This is a genomic window from Neobacillus sp. MER 74, assembly GCF_023714155.1.
Map to the genome: position 1 here is coordinate 123,029 of NZ_JAMAUV010000007.1, position 20,711 is coordinate 143,739.

The window sequence follows — 20,711 nt, forward strand, 5'->3', positions numbered from 1 at the left end:
TGTAAGTTTTAAGACATTACTACGCTCTCAAATAATTCTTTTCTTACTTTTTCATCCTCATTAATAGTTTTCCAAGGATCCTTAATTACCGATAAGGCATCTTCCATCCGTTTATTTAATTCTTGACGCTTTGTTTTATCCTCTAGAATAGATCGTACATGTGTTAACCCAACACGTTCAATCCAAGCTGAAGTACGTTCCAAGTAATTAGCTGTTTCACGGTAATATTGAAGGTACGCACCAGTGATTTCCATGGCCTCTTCTGATGTTTTTACTTTATATAATAGGTCTCCCCCGCGTACGTGGGTCCCTCCATTTCCACCAACATATAGCTCCCAGCCGCCGTCAATTCCAATAAAACCAATATCTTTAAACCCAGACTCTGCACAGCTTCTCGGACAAGCGGAAACGGCCATTTTCACCTTATGCGGTGTTTGCAGTCCCTCAAATTTCTTTTCGAGGTCGATTCCCAGTCCCATGGAATCTTGGGTCCCAAAGCGGCAGAACTGTTCTCCAACACAGGTTTTTACCGTACGCAGCGATTTCCCATACGCAAACCCTGACGGCATATCCAAATCTGTCCACACTTTTGGTAAGTCTTCCTTTTTTACTCCAAGCAAGTCAATTCGTTGTCCGCCGGTTAGTTTTACTAACGGAATATCGTATTTTTCAACCACATCAGCAATTCGGCGCAGGTCTTGGGCGTTTGTGACACCGCCATACATTCGTGGTACAACCGAATAGGTTCCATCCTTTTGAATATTCGCATGCATCCGTTCATTAACAAACCGGGATTCCTTTTCATCCTGATAATCGATGGGATGAACCATCCCTAAGTAGTAATTCAGAGCCGGCCGGCATTTTGAGCAGCCTTCATCAGAACTCCAACCGAGGACATTCATGACTTCCTTGATATGGGTCAACCCTTTTATTTTAATTTCTTCCACCACTTCATCTCTAGATAAATCAGTACAGCTGCATATCGCTTCTTTCTGGATAGAGCCGTCAAACTCCGAACCAAGTGTATGCTGTAATACTTCCGCTACAAGCGGTTTACATCCGCCGCAAGACCGGGAAGCACTTGTACAAGCTTTAATTTCATCAACAGAGGAACATCCTTGATTCTGAATCGCCTCAATAATCGCTCCTTTAGAAACACCATTACAGCCACAAATTATTTCCTCGTTACTCATGGAAGCTACTAAACTACTTCCAAAATCATCATTTAGCGGTTGTAAAAGTGATACCTTCGTGGTTGAAGAAACATCCGCTTCCTTTTGAATCATCGAAAAGAGACGATTTCCATCACTGCTATCACCAAACAGCACGGCACCAACAATTTTATTGTCTTGGAGCACAATCTTCTTATAAATCCTGTCATTACCATCAAAAACCTTGATGGCTTCCTTTCCTTCGCCTTCGATAAAGTCTCCAGCTGAAAACACTTCTACCCCAGAGACCTTCAACTGTGTGGATAAAACAGATCCATGATAACCTTTGGTTTCCAACCCGCAGATATGTTTTGCTAATACTCTTCCTTGATCATATAAAGGGGCGACTAGACCGTATACTGTTCCGTTGTGCTCTGCACATTCCCCTACAGAATAAACATCAGGAATACTCGTTTGCATATAGTCGTTCACGACAATACCTCGATTGACAGCGAGCCCGCTTACCTTGGCTAATTCCGTATTTGGCTTGATGCCAACAGCCATGACAACTAAGTCAGCATCAACCGACGTTCCATCGCTGAATCTTAGTCCCTCTACGCGCTCGCCGCCAAAGATTTCTTGGGTTTGTTTTTCTAATAAAAATTTCATTCCCTGTTTTTCTAATTCAGTTTGCAGCAACTTCCCCGCTTGCGGATCTAATTGGCGCTCCATCAAATATGGGGCTAGATGAATGACCGAAACATCCATACCTAGATTTAAAAGACCTCTTGCTGCTTCAAGCCCGAGCAAACCTCCGCCAATCACGGCTGCCTTTTTATACTTTTTCGAAGTTTCAAGCATGACATCTGTGTCCTTAATATCCCGAAAAGCCGTTACCCCTTCCTTTTCAGCTCCTGGAATCGGTAAGATAAACGGAAGAGATCCTGACGCAATAATCAATTGATCATACGGTTCCATTCTCCCTAAGTCAGTAATAACGACTTTACGCTTCGAATCGACCTTGATCACTGTTTCACTTGTGAATAATTGAATATTATTTTCTCGGTACCAATCCCAATCATTAAGTGTTATATCTTCTACATTTGTATCTCCTTGTAATACTTTTGAAAGTAAAATTCTATTGTAATTCGGATGAGGCTCGCTTCCGAAAATAGTGATCTCAAATGATTCGCTTGATAGTTTAATAATCTCCTCAATCGTTTTGACACCAGCCATGCCATTTCCAACAAGAACCAACTTTTTCTTTTCCATGTTAGTTTTCCTCCCGTTTGTAAGTTTCCTAAACTATATCACAGACCATTTTAAAATTAACTTATCATGTAAGGTCTCCTAACATAAAAATTTTTTAAGTAAGGAAATCAACTACTGGGCTCACCTTAACAGCACTGACTTTAAATCCAGGCATTTTGCATTCAGGGTCCAATTCTTTCGAAACAAGGAGATTGATATTTTGCGAGTCTGCCCAGTGAAAAGGTACAAATATGGTATCGTGACGGATCGTTTCCGACCATTTGCTTCTAACCATAACACTTCCCCTTCGTGATTCAATTTTCACCAATGATTGGTCTTGGATCTGAAATTTTGCTGCGGTTGCCGGGTGGATTTCCATAAATGGTTCGATGTTTCTTGCCGCTAGCGCTGGACTTTTTCTTGTTTGCACACCTGTTAAGTAATGTGACATGACTCTTCCTGTAGTTAAATAGAGCGGAAACTCTTCACATAATTGTTCTTTCGGAATCTCTGCAATGTTCGGAACAACCACCATCGCCGCCTTTCCATCCGGGTGAGCAAAAGAGGTTTCAAACAGCCGTTTCGTCCCAATATGGTTTGTTTCTGGGCAGGGCCATAATAGTCCGCCCTCTTTTCTTAAACGCTCATATGTTATTCCAAAATAATCCGCAGTCCCTCCACGGCTTGCCATCCTTAATTCAGTAAATATTTCTTCAGCAGAAGAAAAGGAAAAATACTCTTCTTTCCCAAGCACACGGGCAAGGTCGCAGATAATTCGCCAATCATGTTTCGCTTCGCCTGGACACGGCAAGCTTGCTTCCCGTAATGTTACCCGTCCTTCCACATTTGTCATCGTTCCCTCATCTTCCAGATAGGAAGAGGCCGGGAGTATGACATCTGCTAATCTTGCAGTTTCTGAAACGAATAGATCAACGGCTACAAAGAAGGTTAATTTTTTCATAGCCTCCTTGACGAAGTGGGCATTGGGATTGGAGACAATCGGGTTGGAACACATAAGAAACAAACCTTTAATTTCCCCTTCATGAATTTTCTCCATCATTTCATAGGCTGAAACTCCTTTACGGGGTAAATCATCTGGATCAATCCCCCAAATGCTGGCCACATAGTTTCGATGTTCATCATTCTCAATTGACCGATATCCAGGAAGTTGGTCGGCTTTTTGTCCATGTTCTCTTGCCCCCTGTCCATTTCCCTGTCCCGTAATCGCCCCATAGCCACAATTCGGTTTACCGATTTTCCCTGCGGAAACCAGAATGTTCAGGAAATTACGAACAGTTTTTGACCCGTTCGTATGCTGCTCCACCCCTCTTGCTGTAAAAATCATTCCCGATTCTTCACTGCCAAACCTAACGGCCGCTTTGCGAATAAGTTGGATGGGTACCCCGGTAATCTCTTCAATTTCCTTCATACTGAGGGATAATACATACTTTCTAACCGCTTCAAACCCGTTCACACGTTCTTGAATAAACTTTTCATCCACATAATTTTCCTCAATCATCACTTTCAATAGCCCATTTGCTAATACGGCATCCGTACCTGGTCTAGGTTTTAAATGCAAGTCTGCTAGTTTCGTCGTGGCAGTTTCACGCGGGTCAATAGCGATGATATAGGCGCCATTTTCTTTTGCTCTTTCAAAATAGGGCATAATCGTCGGCTGACATTCAGCAATATTCGTCCCTGCTAAAATGATACAACGAGTGTATGGAACTTCTGCTAAGCTATTCGTGAAGCCTCGGTCCAACCCAAAGGTTTGGTTCGCAGCCGAAGCAGCCGCAGACATACATAGTCGGCCATTATAATCGATGTATTTTGTTTTTAAGGCCACGCGGGCAAATTTCCCTAATAAATAAGCCTCTTCATTTGTGATTGACGCACTGCCATACACCGCTAAGGCATTTTGACCAGATTCCTCCTGAATCTTCATAAAGTTTTCTTTAATATGATTCAGAGCTTCCTTCCAGGACACTCGGACAAATTCTCCATTGATTTTTACCAATGGGTATTTTAAACGCTCTTTATGGAAAGCGTGTTGATGGGCGTTCATACCCTTTACACATAAACGCCCCTCCGATGTTGGATTGTCTTTTCCGATGGTTATATATTTTTTTCTCGACACAATCGATTGTTCAATCAATTGCATTTTACATTGCATACTACAGTATGGACATTGAGAGTCGTATCTTTTTTCTGATTTCACTTCTTGTTCCTTTGTACGAAAATACTTTAATAGCGCTTCTGTCAAGCTGATCACCCTTTTCTATTGTTGGTTGTTGATTTCTATTCCAGACATTTGTTTTCCACTGAACCTTTTGCGGAACATAGTATCCTTTTCTAACCGGAATAATAATTGCTGACGAAGTTCAAAATCAAAAATCACTTCTCTCACATGCACTAAACCGACTCTTTCGATCCATTGCCACGTCCGTTCGAGGAAATTGGCTGTCTCACGATAGTATTGAATAAAAGCACAAATGATATCGATTACATCCTGATTCTTCGTTCCAAGGGACAATAACTTACCTGCACGTACATTTCTCCCGCTGCTGCCACCGACATATATTTCCCAGCCAAGTCCAGTTCCAATTACACCGATATCTTTTGTCGTTGAACCGGCACCGTTATGCAAACAAGCAGATACGCCTAACGTTACTCGATAGGGAGTTATGAGAAATTCTAATCTTTTTTCGAGACTGACAGCCAGCTCCATTGATGAATGTTTGTCACAATGGCAAATATGTTCTCCGATACTCGTTTTCACATTTTGAACCATATTTCCGTAAGTAGAACTTACTTGCATATCCAAATCTGCCAACAAAGCAGACAAATCTTTTTTCTTCACGCCCATCAAATGAATTCTTTGTTCACTAGTGACAGCGATATTTGTAATGCCAAACTTCTCGGCGACCGTGGCAATCATTCTCAATTGTTCTGCGGAAGTTTTTCCACCGTACATCTGAGGGATGACAGTGTACGTCCCATCCTTCTGAATAATGGCCATCCTTTGTTCGGAAATATATAGGTTTTCTTGCTTCCTCTCATATTCCGGATAGATCATGCCTAAATAATAGGCTAAAGCAGGCCGACAGGCAGAACATCCTTCCTTATTCTCCCAACCAAGGACTTCCATCACCTCCTGTACCGTTGTCAATCCTTGCCATTGCATCTCATGCACCACTTCATCTTCCGTGAGTGTTGTACAGGAGCACATTGATTTTTGTTCAATGCCCTCATCGAATTCATCGCTATGAATGTAGTTGAGTAAATCGGCTACTAATGGTTTACAGCCCCCGCATGCCCCCGAGGCTTTTGTACATTTTTTCACTTGGTCGACCGTCGTTAATCCGTTTTTTTGAACCGCTTCTATAATTGTCCCTTTCGCTACCCCATTACAATTGCAAATCATTTCACTATGGGCCATAGAAGCGGCCGAATTCCCATCCCTATTTAATGCTTGAAAAAGTGTAACTTTCTCCAAATCTGATACATCTTGTCTTTTCATAATCATGTCTAGCAATCTTGTTCGGTCACTCGTGTCTCCAAATAAGACAGCGCCAACCATTCGGGATTTTTCAAAAACCATTTTCTTATATACGCCATCTAACTCATCGAAGATCACAATCGACTGCAATCTGTCGTCACATGAAAACTGTCCAACCGAAAACACATCTACTCCTGATATTTTTAATTGTGTCGAAAGAACAGTTCCTTCGTATCCCTTTCCTCTAAGTCCGCAAATTCGTTTTGCCAACACCTTGCCTTGATCGTAAAGAGGCTTTACCAACCCATAGACCATTCCCCGGTGTTCCACACATTCACCGACAGCATAAATATTGGGGATATTTGTTTCCATATAATCATTGACAAGGATGGCTCGATTCGTCGCTATTCCACTTTCTTTAGCTAGTTGGATATTGGGTCTCACCCCTGCAGCCATCACAACCAAATCAGCAGCTGCTTCGGTACCATCTTTAAAGGAAACTCTTTCTACGCGATTGCTTCCGCAAATTTCCTTTGTTTCTTTTTCAAAAAGGAAACGCAAGCCTTGCTTTTCCAGTTCTGTTTGCAACAGTTTCGCAGCCGTTTCATCCAATTGTCTTTCCATAAGATGCGGCCCATTATGGACAACGGTTACCTCCATACCAAGATTAAGGAGACCTTTAGCAGCTTCCAAACCTAAGACACCCCCTCCGATGACCATCGCTTTATGATAGTGTTTCGCTGTTTCCATCATTTTCTGACAATCTTCTATAGTTCGAAACGTAGATACTCCTTCTATATCTTTACCTGGTACAGGGAGAAGAAATGGCATGGAACCTGTTGCGATGATAAGTCGATTATAGGGGTGCCTTCGACCTTTATCCGTTAGCAACTCTTGTTTTTCTGTATCTATTTTTAGGACCGTTTCACCAGTAAACAGTTCTATGTTCTGTTCGTTATACCAATTTCGATCATTGATGGTAATATCATCAAACGTCGTACTCCCCTGCAATACAGCTGATAATTGGATTCGATTATAGTTTAGGTGCGGTTCCGCTCCGAAAATTGTGATCTCATAAAGATCAGGTGCTTCTCGTAAAATTTCCTCCATACATCGCACACCCGCCATTCCATTCCCTATCAATACGAGTTTTTGCTTATCCATTCTAAATACCCCCGCTAGTTAATTATGTCGATTATGGCAACCGTAAATATCACCTATTATTCCATAAAACTTATGAAAAGGAATTTGTTGTGTAACATTTCCTGACACAATAAGTTTCATGTTAGAGCATCTTACATAAAAAGTGACATCATCCTTCTCAATAGGCTATTGTTGAACAAAGCAAGAGAAACACAAATACTTAAGCAGTTTAAGGAGGAAAATGAAATGAAAAACAACATCAGTTTAGCTTCATTTTTGGTTTTACTAATTAGGGTTATGTTTTCAAAAGATAGTTGTTTTGAATGGTAATAAAGATTAAATTACTGGTTTGTAAATTGTTTTGATTCATAGGAAAAACGTTTTCTAGAAAGGGGTACAATCTAATGAAGTTATCAGATTTAAAGAAAAGCGGTCATGCACCGTCGTTAGCAGCTTCATTTTTATATTTTGATGTTAGTTTTATGATTTGGGTTATTTTAGGGGCGCTGGGGGTTTATATTACAAAAGATTTTGGGCTGACCCCCTCACAAAAGGGTTTTATCGTGGCACTTCCGATCTTAAGCGGATCGTTTTTTCGACTCATCCTTGGTGTTTTAACAGATCGAATCGGACCACGGAAAACGGCAATCAGCGGAATGCTCGTGACCACCATTCCGCTGGTATGGGGTTGGTTATTTGGTCAAACCTTAACTGAACTTTATGTGATTGGGATTCTTCTTGGAGTGGCAGGAGCGAGTTTTGCTGCAGCCATCCCGATGGCAAGCAGATGGTACCCGCCGCATTTACAAGGGCTGGCAATGGGAATTGCCGGGGCCGGAAACAGCGGAACACTGTTCGCCACCTTATTTGGACCGCGACTTGCGGAACAAATGGGCTGGCATAATGTCTTAGGATTAGCACTTATACCTTTATTAACTGTATTTCTCTTGTATATCATTTTGGCAAAAGATGCACCATCCCAGCCAGCACCAAAACCTATGGTTGAATATTTGAAGATATTCAAACAAAAAGATACATGGTATTTTTGTTTGCTTTACAGTGTTACCTTCGGAGGTTTTGTAGGTTTATCCAGTTTCTTAAGCATCTTTTTTGTGGATCAATATCATTTATCGAAAGTAACGGCAGGAGATTTTGTCACACTTTGTGTGGCAGCAGGGAGCTTTTTCCGCCCGGTTGGCGGTTTTATAGCTGATAAAATCGGCGGCGTCCGTCTTTTAACTTTCCTCTTTATTGGGGTTGCACTCACCATGTTTGGCGTGAGCCAACTTCCCCACTTGGCTGTTGTGACCACTTTATTGTTTATCGGTATGCTCTGCTTGGGGATGGGAAATGGAGCAGTTTTTCAATTGGTTCCACAGCGCTTTCAAGAAGAAATCGGGATGATCACTGGGATTGTTGGAGCGGCTGGCGGGGTTGGCGGATTTTTCGTTCCGAATATATTAGGAACCCTTAAAGAAGTAACTGGAACTTATGGAACTGGCTTTATGGTATATACAGGGATTGGAGTTGTAGCATTACTAGTGTTATTTATGGCACAAATGTCTTGGCGAAAAACCTGGTCAACGAAGGAAGTCTCATTAAAAAATTAACACAAAACGCATTCGCCATAATTGGTGGCAAATGCGTTTTTTATTCCTCAAATTTACTTTTTTTGCTCGAGGCTTTGGTAAACAGCCATCATATCTCGTTTATTCAACTCGCGAATACGATTGAAAATAGGAATCTCTGCGACTGATTCCATACATTCAGGAACCACCTCACTTACTTTTCCAGTCAACCATGTTTGCACATCAACACCTTCAACGATTTCTTTACGTCCTTCATCATTGATACCACTTGCAGAACAACTCACACATGGGATGGATAATTTATGCACTCCCTCATGGAGATTATCCTCTGAAATGACTTTTTTCCCTTTACAAAATGGGCAGGGATGACTCGCCTTAATTTTGTTAATTTGGGTAACAATTTTTTTGTAGCCAAACGCCTCATAGACATAGGTAAGTTTCTTGTATTTACCTTTGGTGAAATACTTATCAATGATAGTTTCTCTTGTTTCTAAGATGTTGGCAAAATCACAAATAGTGAGTTGATTCTTGCTGCTAATTGATTCCACATTGCCTTTAATATTGCCCCAGAAAGGTAAAACATTTTGTAAAACCACCTCATAGTGGGAAAAGCTTGCAAGTTCTAATTCAAACATTTTCAGCGAGACTTGTATTTCCCGAGGAAGTAACGATACATCTTCGGTGAGTGTCATTTCGCCGCCAACAATCGATTTAAGCTTTTCGAGTTCTGGTAACTTCCCGACTGTTTTTAGAACTTGATTAATTGGCTGTTGAATCAGGTCACGAATATCTGTATCCCCAAATAATAGTTTTTTATGATGTTTAAGGACGGTTCCATGACAGACTGGACAGATAATCATTTCTTTTGATGCTTTCATTTGCTCTTTAATAATCGATTTCGAAATAAACATATAACGCCCAATGATGAAATTAAAACCTTCCCACGTTCTCGAAGCCTTGCCCGCTTTATCATAAAAGGATTTTTCCCAATATCCATATAAAAAGGTATGCTTTTCTGCATCTGTCATCTCATTAAAGCTTTTACTAATGTCTTGACCAAGTTCATTCTTAATCTCATCAAAAAGAAATTGCAATTTGGGATATTGATAATATTTTAATACTTCCATTACGTCTGGATGTAGTAAGCCATCCCAGAATGGGACATTTTTATCTTGAATAACTACGTCTATATCAAATTTTTCAATAACCCGTCGCCCAGAACAAGATGGACAATGATTGTCTTGATGATAGAAATCGAAGCTTCTCGTATCTTTATTGGTTGGATGAGCAGCCACCATATGGTTGATCAATCCACCTATCTCATAGAGAAAACTATATTGACTATACAAATGCCTTTCAAGATCAATGGCGATGACGGGTGCAATAGTGTCAGATTCGAATTCACCATAAATCAGCCGCGCCATTGATGATAAGCTTTTTAAGATGCCGCCCTTATAGATGTTTTCTGCATTCTTAAAATAGCTCATATGATTTTCTGTTAAGTAGTGAATGCCATTTTTTGACTTAAGAGTGGAAGAAATATGCTCTGGCGACACTTCAACTTCTTCGTTTCTTTGGCGATAATACTCGTCATGACCGACAACATCAAGATGTTCCACAGGCTCAAGCTGTCTTTTACCAAAATCAACAATAAAATCAGAGCTATCTAACATATAGTCATTATGTTCAATCATCATGATAGAAACCGAATCATCTTCAAGGATAACCCTTACACTATCAATAAATTGGTTTAAAATATTTTGAGATAATCCTTTTGAAGGTTCATCAAAAATAAACATCGTATGTGGATGTCTTGAGCTCCCAAACAGCTCCGAAACTAAGTGAACACACTGAAATTCACCCGTCGATAAAGTTTGTGTCTTTCTTTCCAACGTTAAATACCCAAGACCAAGTTTGATCAATAAGCTTAAACGTTTATGTGCGATGTCCTCATTTGGCAGTTCATCGATAATATCCTCAATCGAACGTTGAAAAATATCATCAATTTCTTCACTATATTTTGTAAGTTTCTTTTTAATATCAAGAAATGTTGCAACGGTTGACCGGCTGGTAATGGATTGATTTCGATCTTGCCCCACAATGACCAGTTTATCTTTTGGATAGCGCTGCAGAAAATCTTTGGCGATACACTCATTAACCAGTGTAGATTTCCCACACCCAGATTCTCCTGTAAAAGTTACCAGTCTATTTTTCGGGATCTGAATTTCAGCCATTTGGATATTGCGACAGTAAAGGTCCTTAAACTGATAGTATTCTGTTGGATTTTCCTGAATTCGGCCCCACACAATAGGCTTTGGACGTGGTGATTCCTCGACTATTTTTCCTCCATATTTGCCACTGCCAGGACCAAAGAACAATTGTTCGTCAGTAGCGTCAAGCACCGTATCCGAGTGATCAATAAGCCAAATTTGATTCTTAAATCCTAGTAGTTTGATCTGTTCAAGTATTTTAACTAATGTTTGCCGATCTAGACCAACCGAGATTTCATCTATAATAATAACGGTATCAACACTTGCTGCCATGAATTCAGCCAGATATAGTCGTGTTAATTCTCCTCCTGACAAGGTACCCATGATCCGGTCTAGTGTTAAATAACCAATATTCATGTTGATGATATTTTGAAGAATATGTTGTTTTGCCTCGCTAATATGTAATTCGTCTGCTAGAGACAAAATGGATTCAATACTTAAGTTATTGATATCGGAAATACTATGTAGTCGATCAAATAATTCAATTTTATATTGCTCTACTTCTTGATTAAAGCGCTTCCCATTACACTTAGGGCATTCGACATTTTTGGTAGTTCCGCGTCCTTTGCAAGCCGGACACCAGCCTAATTCATTATTAAAAGAAAAAACTTCTGGCGACAGATTATATTTCTGAGCGATACATTCACGTATTTCTTTAAACACACCTGTATGGGTACCGATGGTTGATCGGGGATTGGATGAAATCGATGACTTCCCGAGAAAAAGGACTAATGGCATATCTTTCATCTTAATGGCACTGAAATTGGTTTCCATGATATTGGAAAATAAATACTGATATTCAGCCTTCGGCAATAAAGAAACAAGTCTCTTTTTGGATTCTTCACCAATCGTTTGACAAAACGTTGTTTTACCAGATCCAGACAAACCGGCAATTCCTAACGACTTATCAATAGGTAGTTCTGCATCTAATTTGTTAATATTATTGGCAATTAATTCATTTATCTTCATTGTTATTTCCTCTGGATTCTGTAAATTTACTGCTTTCATGTTACCATAAGTACAACATACAAAAAAATAAAAACTCGTCCAATAAATAGAACGAGTTTTGTGATTTATTTTAATTTCCGGCTCAAGTAGTCAATTTTTTAAGGAAGATCTCTTTTTATCAAAACCACAATCTTAAATGATAGTCATATTCATAAATATCAACGTTTTCTTCCTCTTCTTTTTTAGGGTTACACTCATCACAAGGTTCTTCCGCCTGGTTATGTTTACATTGTTCAAATAAAAGTTCCATGTTTATGTCCCCTTTCTCTCTTCTTACTTTCTATTGTAATGGAAGCGTTTCCAATTGTCTTGTGGTTTTTATTGGAAATCATCGGGGGGAGCGATTTACAAAAAGTAAGAGCGCCCTCCCCGATAATTCTAAGCAAGCTTTTGAATTTAAAGAGAATCAATTTTTCTCAGGAAGTCCCCTGACACTCTTAAAAACTCATCGGGCTCCTCCACATACGGCATATGAGCACTGTGCTCATAGACATGGAACGATGAACCAGGTGTTAAAGTGCTGTAGTACTGTGTTGTTTCTGGAGTAGCCTCATCAAACCGACCACATGTATATAATGTGGGACAGGTGATTTCCTTTAATTGTGGTGTACAATCAAATTCCTTCAAATTCCCGCGAACAGTAAATTCAGAAGGTCCCCACATGATATTGTATACTTCACGATTTCTATTTTGAGAGCCTTGCTTTAACCAGTCGGGATATGGATCTAAACGGCAGACAAAGGTTTTGTTAAATTCGTCTGTCGCCTTTTTAAAATCCTCTGAATCAGTCGTACCATTTTCTTCGCACCTTTTAATGGTTTCCTGAATTTCTTGAGGCAACTTTTCAAGGTTACGTCTTTGATCCTGCTCCCATAAAGGAGCACTTAAACATGGGCTTGAAAAAATAACACTTTTCACACCATTAGGTTTGGTCAAACAATAGGCTGCTGCGAGCGTCGTCCCCCAAGAATGGCCTAGAATATGTACTTTTTCAAGATTGAGGGCTTGTCTCACCTGGCCCAACTCCTCAACAAATCTTTCAATTCTCCATAATGTTGGATCAGTTGGCCGATCTGATTTCCCGCATCCTAATTGATCGTAAAAGATTACGGGACGGTCCTCTGACAGAGCCTTTAAACCTTGGAGCGAATAGCAGGACGATCCTGGTCCACCGTGCAGAATAATGACCGGGGTTCCTTCAGCATTTTTATTAAACAGTTGATACGCAACCCTTCCCCCAGTTACATCAATGTATCCTTCTTCAAACATAAACATTCCCCTTTTATTTTTTTATGTTCCTTTAATTCAGTAATTCAACATCGATATTAAAATACCCTGTTTTTATATTTGAAAATCGTATAAGTATAGTAGAAGTTAGAGGGGATATAAGGTAATTAGTCTTTCATCAATGAACGTGTATAAACTATTTTGTTTCAGAAGTCTTGTTATTTTCATCCAACAAAAAAGTAACTACATGAATTATTGATTATCCGGACAACATAGAGAGGTGCTGTGTTAAAGGGAAGGTGGCACTTGTTATGAATAAACTTACTTATACACTGAGGAGGGCAACGATGGGTATATTAAGTGGAAATCCGAAAGAAGAGCCATTACACTACGGTGAAGTCTTTGACATTTGGTCATCACAATTAGTTGGAAATGGTATGATTGCCGGCTACCAGACAATGTTAAATCATGCCGGTGACGATGATTTAAAGAAATTATTAGTTGAAGCAATTGAACTCTGTCAGCAGGAAAAGAAACAAGTGGAAGAACTGCTAAAAGAAAATGGAATTGGCTTACCACCAGCAGCACCTGAACCTCCTGAAGCATGCCTAGAAGAAATCCCTGTTGGAGCAAGAATTCCCGACCCTGCTATTGCAGCTACACTTTCTGCTGATATAGCTGCAGGACTAGTTTTATGCAGTCAGGCAATCGGAAAATCAATCAGAGAAGATGTAGCGTTGATGTACGCACAATTTCATGCTCAAAAGGTCGCTCTTGGCGGAAAGGTACTTCGTTTAAATAAAGAAAAAGGATGGTTAATTCCTCCTCCATTACACCTTAATAAACACCATGATTGTTAATTCGTTAGAAAACACGGTTATCTCTAGCCGTGTTTTTTTCTGTTCTAAATTTTCAAGTAACATGGAACACCCATTTGGTATAATAATTATCATATAAGTAATAGTTGAGGTGGCACCATGAAAAAGACAATTGGAATGTTTGCTCACGTCGATGCTGGAAAAACAACATTGGCAGAACAGCTGCTCTACCATACGAAAACGATTAGACAAAGAGGTCGTGTCGATCATCAAGATACCTTTCTTGATACACATGACATAGAAAAACAACGAGGAATTACCGTATTTGCCGATCAGGCGGTGTTTTCATATAACGAATCCACCTTTTATCTGATAGATACTCCTGGACATGTCGACTTCTCGCCTGAAATGGAACGGGCGATTCAAGTGATGGATTACGCTATAGTGATTATTAGTGCAGTAGAAGGCATCGAGGGACACACCGAAACCGTTTGGAATCTGCTGCAAAAACATGCCGTCCCTACATTTTTCTTTATCAACAAAATTGATCGTGTGGGTGCCGATTCCGTACGAGTTTTAAACGAAATTCGCAGCTACTTAACCACAGATGTTTTTGATATCACTGACATTCTGACAGATGGTGAAATGAATGACGAACTGATTGAATTTATTGCTGAGCGGGATGAATCCCTTTTGGAAATATACATGGAATCTGGATATCAACCCCATCTTTGGTTAGAAACGATGAGGAAATTAGTAAAAAAACAACAACTTTTCCCATGTACGATTGGATCCGCTTTACAAGATATCGGTGTTGACAGCTTTCTTGAAAAATTGGAGCTATTAACGATTACAAATTATCCAAATGAAGAACCTTTTGCCGGACGTGTATACAAGATTCGCTATGATGAAAAAGGAACACGAATGACGTTTATTAAGGCACTGCGCGGGACATTAAAAGTAAGGGATGAATTATATTACAGTGTGGATGAAAATCTGCTCCACGAGAAAATCACTCAAATTAGACTTTATAATGGAAATAAATTTAAAACAGCCGACCAAGTAACAGCTGGAGATATTTTCGCTGTAATTGGATTGTCGGCCGCTGCAGCTGGAGATGGTTTGGGGACATTAGAAGAAAAAGCAGAATACGAGATGGTCTCTGCTCTAAAGTCCAAGGTTCTATTTGAACCATCGGTGAATGTGAAAGAAGTGTTGAGGTATTTTAACATGTTAAATGCCGAAGATCCTGCTTTAAATGTCAGCTGGGAAGAACGTAACCAGGAGATCCACATCCACGTCATGGGGGTCATTCAACTTGAAGTTCTGAAACATGTCATTAAGGAACGCTTTTCTTTTGATGTCTCATTTGCAGATCCGGAAATCTTATATAAAGAAACCATTGATTCAACGGTGATTGGTTATGGTCATTTTGAGCCACTTGGCCATTATGCCGAAGTGCATCTTAAATTAGAGCCGTGCGGGCGGAACACCGGGATTTCTTTCGAAAGTGTGTGTCATACCGATGATTTACCTGTTGGGACACAAAACGTTATTCATAATCACCTGTTTGAAAGGGAGCATCATGGATTACTAACTGGGTCTCCCATTACCGACCTAAAGATCATCTTGGTAACGGGACGGGCCCATGTCAAACATACCTCCGGCGGGGACTTTAGAGAGGCAACTTTCCGTGCTTTGCGGCAAGGTCTTGAAAAAGCAAACAATATTCTGCTGGAACCAATTTATGATTTTAAAATCCGAGTGAATTTAGAACATATGGGAAAAGTGTTAACAGACATTCAAAATGCACACGGCAACTTTAACGCTCCGATGACCGAAGGAAATAAAACCATCATAACGGGCAAAGTTCCCGTTGCTACCTTTATGAATTATGGCCCTGAGTTCGCCTCGATTACGCAAGGGAAAGGTTCTCTAAATCTAGTTTTCGGTGTTATTACCCTTGTCATAATCAAAATGAAGTGATGGCAAGAATGAATTACAATAAGGATGCAGATCCCGAATACACATCGTCGTCCATCTTTTGCTCCAAAGGGCAAGGCTATTCCGTGCCGTGGGAAGAAGTTGAAGATGAAATGCATTGTTTGTAGGGTTGACTTGGGTTTAACAGTCAATTGGCGACCGTCTCTTCAATTTTTCAATAGATTCGGTCGTCAAGAACCTCTATCATTTTTGATAGTTTCGGTGGACTTTCCCCTTTCAAGTTACTCTCAATCTCCTATCCAATGATCAGGTCTTTTTATGGCAGATGGTAATATAGTTGTAAGATCCCCCTTTGCTGAATTGACTTGCGCTTGCGTCAGAAATAAACTATCTGTAAGATTAGCTCCACGTAAATCCGCATCTCTCAAGTCTGCACCAATCAAATCTGCCCCTCGCAAATCAGATTTCCTTAGATCTGCTGCAATAAGCAAGGTCCCCCTTAAATTAGTTCCTCTAAGGTCAGCTCCTTTTAACTTGGCGCCAATGAAGTCCCTCTTTTTTATGTTCTTCTTTGGCGAAATCTTTGCGCGAACAAGTTCACTTGTGCGGAGAAGCAACTCATTTACTTTGGCTCTATGTGCAGGAACATTTAACGCTATGATGGAAGAAGAATTTAGAGTTGTAAGCCGTTCCGTTTCTTCAAAAGCAGTTTTCAATTCTTTTGAAATTGGCTGCGCCTCTTCTAAACCAATCGCTTCATTCAAGTAACAAAGCATTTCATGAAGTTGTTGCATAATAGGAAATACCTCAAACATTTCTTTGGCTAAAGATGGATCATCTCGCCAATCGATTCCGTTATAGATAACTTGCGAAACCTTTTGGCCTGCACCAAAACACTCATATCCCACACAGCCTCTAAATCCTTCGTTTCTAAGATTCTTATGGATCCCACACCGAAAATCGGATTGCAAATTTGAACATGGCGTACCTGCTTCTTTATCCACGGCAAAGTCAGCAGACTTCGCAAAAGGCAATGCCACACAGCACAATCCAAAACAATTCAAACAATCGGCACGTAAACCATCATTATTTTTAATATGTTGTCTAGACAATCAAACCCCTCCTACTATTCTTCTAATTTACCACAAAAAACCTCTCATCTATAAAATTAGATAAGAGGTTTTTCACGTGAAGTCTATTTAAGTTAAAGCTTTTCTTTTAAGCGCACGGCTGTTTAAATTTTTTTCATTCCAATAGGCCATTCCGCATGCAATGAATAATAAAATACCTGTTACGATAAAGACACTGTGAACAGGGAAGATTCCACCCAAAAATCCACCAACAATTGGACCGATCATCCCGCCGATTTGGTTGGCTGTTTGGTTCAAACTAAATGCGCGCCCACGGAAATCCTCAGGTGTAGATTTAACAACAAGACCATTAAGAGCAGGAAAAACAGCACAGAAGAATATTCCAAACACAAAGCGCATCAACGAAAATCCCCAAATCTGACTGAATAATATTTGAGTGATGGTTCCAATTCCACCGCCTAGTAAACCAATAAATAAGACTCGTTGAAATCCAACTTTGTCTGCCCACTTCCCCCAAAAAGGAGCAAACAGCGCACTAGCTATTCCGGGCAATGAGAACACCACTCCGGCTAATAATGAGGCATTTTCGGAAGACCCTCCCAATTTTACGATATATAAAGGGAGTACAGGCTCTATGGTCATGATGGAACAGCTTGTTACTACTGTGAGGATGAGAACAAGAAAGAATGGACGATTCGTCACGGCCAATTTAAAATCATTTCTAACAGAACCACGAACCTTACTTGGTGTAAAATTTTCCTCGACTACCCAAAAAATGATGAGGAGAGTGGCAAGGAAAACAATGATACCAGCACTGGCAAAGGCCCACCGATTTCCTACTAAATGAGAAATCCCTCCTCCTAACAAGGGACCAAGAATACTCCCCGAGGCCGAGGCTGACGAAATAAGCGAAAGAGCATAACCCACCTTGTTTCCAGGTGTATTAGTACCAATCAACGCGATGGCTCCTGGAATGAAACCACTTAATAATCCCTGCAAGATTCGTAGAACTAGTATTTGATAGGGATTGGTGACAAAAGCCATTAACGTATAGATAGCAAAGAGGGCAAAACCTGCCCGAATAATCATCGGTTTCCGCCCATATTTATCCGCCATCCTGCCCCAAAACGGTGAGGCTATCGCCCCAGAAAAGAAGGCTGCACTGAATAACAATCCTGCCCACAATTCCGTATGTTCATGGACACCAATTTGCAAGAGGAAAATGGGCAAAAAGGGAATGACCATGGAAAAGCTTGCTGCTGTAAAAAAGACTCCGATCCAAAGCACCCACAAATTACGTTTCCAGTTTAGCATGATACTCCATCTCCCAAGCCTTCATTATATTTGGTAAATTACTCCGATGTGAATATGGTCTATAATAACATACTAGTCAATTATTTTCATTTCCGAAATATTCGCATATAGAAATTTCAATTCAAAAGACCTGTAGAATCTGCTTGCAATACAAAAACCATCCAAATAAATGGATGGCTTTTTACACAGTACCTATTACAGCGTTTTTTCATTCCCAGAATTTTTTCTGACGTAATGGACAAGGAAGGTTCCCGAGAATACAGCAATTAAGATAGAAAAGAAAACAAATTCATCTAGTTGGTATCCAAATGCAGAAATAATCATTTTAATAGCAATAATGGCTATTAGGACAAAAGCAGTGATTTCAACTTCAGGGACTTTTTCAATTAATACTAAAAATAATTGAGCTACCCCTCGCATCATTAAGATCCCAATCACCCCGCCAAAAAATAGGACCCACTCTTGGTTAGAGACCCCAAAAGCCGCTATCACACTATCCATACTAAAAGCAATATCCATAAGTTCCACGGTTAAGACAGTTCTCCAGAATCCGAATTTTTTAGGTTGAACTTCATCCTCACCGTCATTATTCTTGATGAAGTTTTGAACAACAATCCAAAGTAGGTAGTGTCCACCAACTATTTTTATCCAATCAATATTAACTAACGTGACCCCTACGCCGATTGCTAATATACGAAAAAAATACGCACCAAAAATCCCATAGAACAATGCCTTTTTTCGTTGATCCTTAGGTAAATTCTTCACTAATACAGCTAAAACGAGGGCGTTATCGGCCGATAATAACCCTTCAAGAATAACAAGGGTTCCTATCACTCCCCAACTTGTTGGGTTCGTAAGAACGTCCTTGAGGGCTTCTAGTGAAAAAAACGTGCTATAACTACTGAATAATTCATGTAGAAACTCCATGTTTTCTCCCTTTCCATCACTCTATTTTATGATTCTTGACCGAAGTCAATTATTATTGGCTGGTAGTGCTTGTCCCTCAACTTGGTCAGTAATTACTCCTCATTTAAATGTATGTAAAGTAGTAGAATAAATGAACAAAATCATTCCATACTTTAACTCTTAAAACAAAATAAGCTGAGAATAGCCAATATATTCTCGAACAGGCTTTTTCTCAGCTCATTTTAGATGATTATTGGAATTGCTTCTCTCTTTCTTTAATTAACATCACATTATATTTCTCAACGGAATTTAACGAACTGCCGTCATAAGAAGGGTTAGGAAAGTACCATGATTTTTTTGAAAAGTAAATCCGCAAATCATCCGACTCAAAAATATAACCATGCCGGGCATAAATTTCATTTCTTGCTAAGCGTAGTTGTCTTGGGGTAAGTAGTTCTAGGTCACTCATGGTTAATTTGACATAATCACTTTCTGGGAAGATATATTCATTGGAAAACTCACGCGGTGGATTACTGTATGATCCACCAAACACAGTCGTATGCATGACAAGCCTTAAATTTTCTTTATTTGTTCCCTCTAGAACCGGAATAGAATACCCGCATGACCCTGAGTAATTGATTAAGTCTGATTGTGGCAGGGTAACAGGATATTCACCCACGCAATTATTGCCGACAGCAATGAGCCAATCTTCATCTAGTTCCTGGGATAACGCTTGGGCAATGGCATAAACCTCTTTAGCCCATGTTTTTAGAGGCAGTAGGTTTCCATTATCAAAAAGGTCAAAAATACGGGCTAAATCCCGGGACGGAATCTCTGAAGCCGATAAGACGACACCTTCACCTTGACGGTTTACACTCCACTCTCCAACCGAAATATCCCGGCCGGAAGTGAAGATTCGCAAGTTATTTAACTTAGCAGTGTAATAGTTTATGATCGATTGTTCACTAGTACCGGTTGCTTTTTCCGGTTTAATTTCCGTAGCTACTTCTTTTTTCGCTGATTGAGTCGTATCTACTTGATTACTTGCTTCTTTTTCCATATTATTAGATACGGTTTTGGTCACATTCTCTTTGTTGTTTGCATCTGTTTGGGTAGAATCCTTTAGATTGTTTATAATGAAATAAACCGCAATGACCGTTATTACAATCCCTAACAAAGAGAATAAAATAAGTAGGAATCCTTTATTATTCTTTCTATGTACAGAACGCTTCTCAGCCTTTTCAATGAATGTTTCTTCCTTCACCTTAATAACGGGAGTTTGCAAATCCGCACCAAGTTTCTCTCCGCAACCTGTACAAAATAGTTCTGACCCATTTATTTTTTTACCACAATTCGAACAGAATTCCCCCACTTATGAACCACTCCTTTACCAAGAAATGCTACTAAAATATCCCCTACCTGCCTAAGCAGACAAAGGGATTAATCACCATAAATTTTATTTAGGTGTACGTAGTAATATGTCATCAATTTTGGATGGCC

Annotated in this window: 12 protein-coding genes and 1 pseudogene; 3 read left to right on the forward strand and 10 right to left on the reverse strand. The window is 39.9% G+C overall.

From position 1 onward, the window contains the following. Positions 1-8: 8 nt before the first annotated feature. The 3 genes from nirB (M3610_RS14085) to nirB (M3610_RS14095) all read right to left on the reverse strand — a co-directional run bounded on the left by nirB (M3610_RS14085) (position 9) and on the right by nirB (M3610_RS14095) (position 7,065). A complete protein-coding gene (gene nirB, locus M3610_RS14085) occupies positions 9-2,423 on the reverse strand; it encodes a nitrite reductase large subunit NirB (protein WP_251459908.1) in 2,415 nt (804 codons plus the stop codon). A 94-nt stretch (positions 2,424-2,517) separates the two neighbouring features. Then, complete coding sequence (gene nasC, locus M3610_RS14090; RefSeq protein WP_251459910.1) at positions 2,518-4,665, reverse strand: assimilatory nitrate reductase catalytic subunit NasC; 2,148 nt, start codon at positions 4,663-4,665, stop codon at positions 2,518-2,520. 15 nt (positions 4,666-4,680) lie between these two features. Continuing rightward, positions 4,681-7,065 carry a nitrite reductase large subunit NirB gene (gene nirB / locus M3610_RS14095; protein ID WP_251459912.1) on the reverse strand — a complete coding sequence of 795 codons (2,385 nt, stop codon included), beginning with the start codon at positions 7,063-7,065 and terminating at the stop codon, positions 4,681-4,683. 383 nt (positions 7,066-7,448) lie between these two features. On the opposite strand from nirB (M3610_RS14095), the gene M3610_RS14100 reads away from it, so the two are divergent. Then, complete coding sequence (locus M3610_RS14100) at positions 7,449-8,654, forward strand: nitrate/nitrite transporter (protein ID WP_251459914.1); 1,206 nt, start codon at positions 7,449-7,451, stop codon at positions 8,652-8,654. A gap of 53 nt (positions 8,655-8,707) precedes the next feature. Here the strand turns inward: M3610_RS14100 and M3610_RS14105 are convergent, their stop codons facing one another. The 3 genes from M3610_RS14105 to M3610_RS14110 form a co-directional block, all read right to left on the reverse strand. Then, entirely contained in the window at positions 8,708-11,872 is a 3,165-nt protein-coding gene (locus tag M3610_RS14105; RefSeq protein WP_251459916.1) for an ATP-binding cassette domain-containing protein, read from the reverse strand. 157 nt (positions 11,873-12,029) lie between these two features. Further along, positions 12,030-12,161 carry a hypothetical protein gene (locus M3610_RS28000; RefSeq protein WP_257148528.1) on the reverse strand — a complete coding sequence of 44 codons (132 nt, stop codon included), beginning with the start codon at positions 12,159-12,161 and terminating at the stop codon, positions 12,030-12,032. A gap of 146 nt (positions 12,162-12,307) precedes the next feature. Next, a complete protein-coding gene (locus M3610_RS14110) occupies positions 12,308-13,180 on the reverse strand; it encodes a proline-specific peptidase family protein (RefSeq protein WP_251459918.1) in 873 nt (290 codons plus the stop codon). Between the two features lie 305 nt (positions 13,181-13,485). Between M3610_RS14110 and M3610_RS14115 the strand changes: the two genes are divergently transcribed. Further along, positions 13,486-13,998 (forward strand): DUF3231 family protein, encoded by a 513-nt coding sequence (locus tag M3610_RS14115; protein WP_251460079.1) that lies wholly within the window; start codon positions 13,486-13,488, stop codon positions 13,996-13,998. A 117-nt stretch (positions 13,999-14,115) separates the two neighbouring features. Next, a pseudogene (locus M3610_RS14120) lies at positions 14,116-16,067 on the forward strand (GTP-binding protein). A gap of 120 nt (positions 16,068-16,187) precedes the next feature. On the opposite strand, the gene M3610_RS14125 reads toward M3610_RS14120, so the two are convergent. From M3610_RS14125 to M3610_RS28330, 4 genes are all read right to left on the reverse strand, one after another. Beyond that, positions 16,188-17,012 carry a pentapeptide repeat-containing protein gene (locus M3610_RS14125; RefSeq protein WP_251459920.1) on the reverse strand — a complete coding sequence of 275 codons (825 nt, stop codon included), beginning with the start codon at positions 17,010-17,012 and terminating at the stop codon, positions 16,188-16,190. Positions 17,013-17,099: 87 nt separating this feature from the next. Then, on the reverse strand, positions 17,100-18,305 hold the full coding sequence (locus M3610_RS14130) for an MFS transporter (RefSeq protein ID WP_251459922.1): 1,206 nt from the start codon (positions 18,303-18,305) through the stop codon (positions 17,100-17,102). Between the two features lie 195 nt (positions 18,306-18,500). Then, the gene (locus tag M3610_RS14135) at positions 18,501-19,232 is read right to left on the reverse strand and encodes a TerC family protein (protein WP_251459924.1); all 732 of its coding nucleotides are present in this window, start codon (positions 19,230-19,232) and stop codon (positions 18,501-18,503) included. 229 nt (positions 19,233-19,461) lie between these two features. Continuing rightward, complete coding sequence (locus M3610_RS28330; protein WP_251459926.1) at positions 19,462-20,583, reverse strand: YARHG domain-containing protein; 1,122 nt, start codon at positions 20,581-20,583, stop codon at positions 19,462-19,464. Between the last annotated feature and the right edge of the window lie 128 nt (positions 20,584-20,711).

Coding starts and splice junctions, on each gene's coding strand:
- M3610_RS14115 (WP_251460079.1), top strand. CDS start 13,486: ATGGGTATATTAAGTGGAAATCCGAAAGAAGAGCCATTACACTACGGT.
- M3610_RS14135 (WP_251459924.1), bottom strand. CDS start 19,232: ATGGAGTTTCTACATGAATTATTCAGTAGTTATAGCACGTTTTTTTCA.
- M3610_RS28000 (WP_257148528.1), bottom strand. CDS start 12,161: ATGGAACTTTTATTTGAACAATGTAAACATAACCAGGCGGAAGAACCT.
- M3610_RS14110 (WP_251459918.1), bottom strand. CDS start 13,180: ATGTTTGAAGAAGGATACATTGATGTAACTGGGGGAAGGGTTGCGTAT.
- nirB (WP_251459912.1), bottom strand. CDS start 7,065: ATGGATAAGCAAAAACTCGTATTGATAGGGAATGGAATGGCGGGTGTG.
- M3610_RS14105 (WP_251459916.1), bottom strand. CDS start 11,872: ATGAAGATAAATGAATTAATTGCCAATAATATTAACAAATTAGATGCA.
- M3610_RS14130 (WP_251459922.1), bottom strand. CDS start 18,305: ATGCTAAACTGGAAACGTAATTTGTGGGTGCTTTGGATCGGAGTCTTT.
- nirB (WP_251459908.1), bottom strand. CDS start 2,423: ATGGAAAAGAAAAAGTTGGTTCTTGTTGGAAATGGCATGGCTGGTGTC.
- M3610_RS14100 (WP_251459914.1), top strand. CDS start 7,449: ATGAAGTTATCAGATTTAAAGAAAAGCGGTCATGCACCGTCGTTAGCA.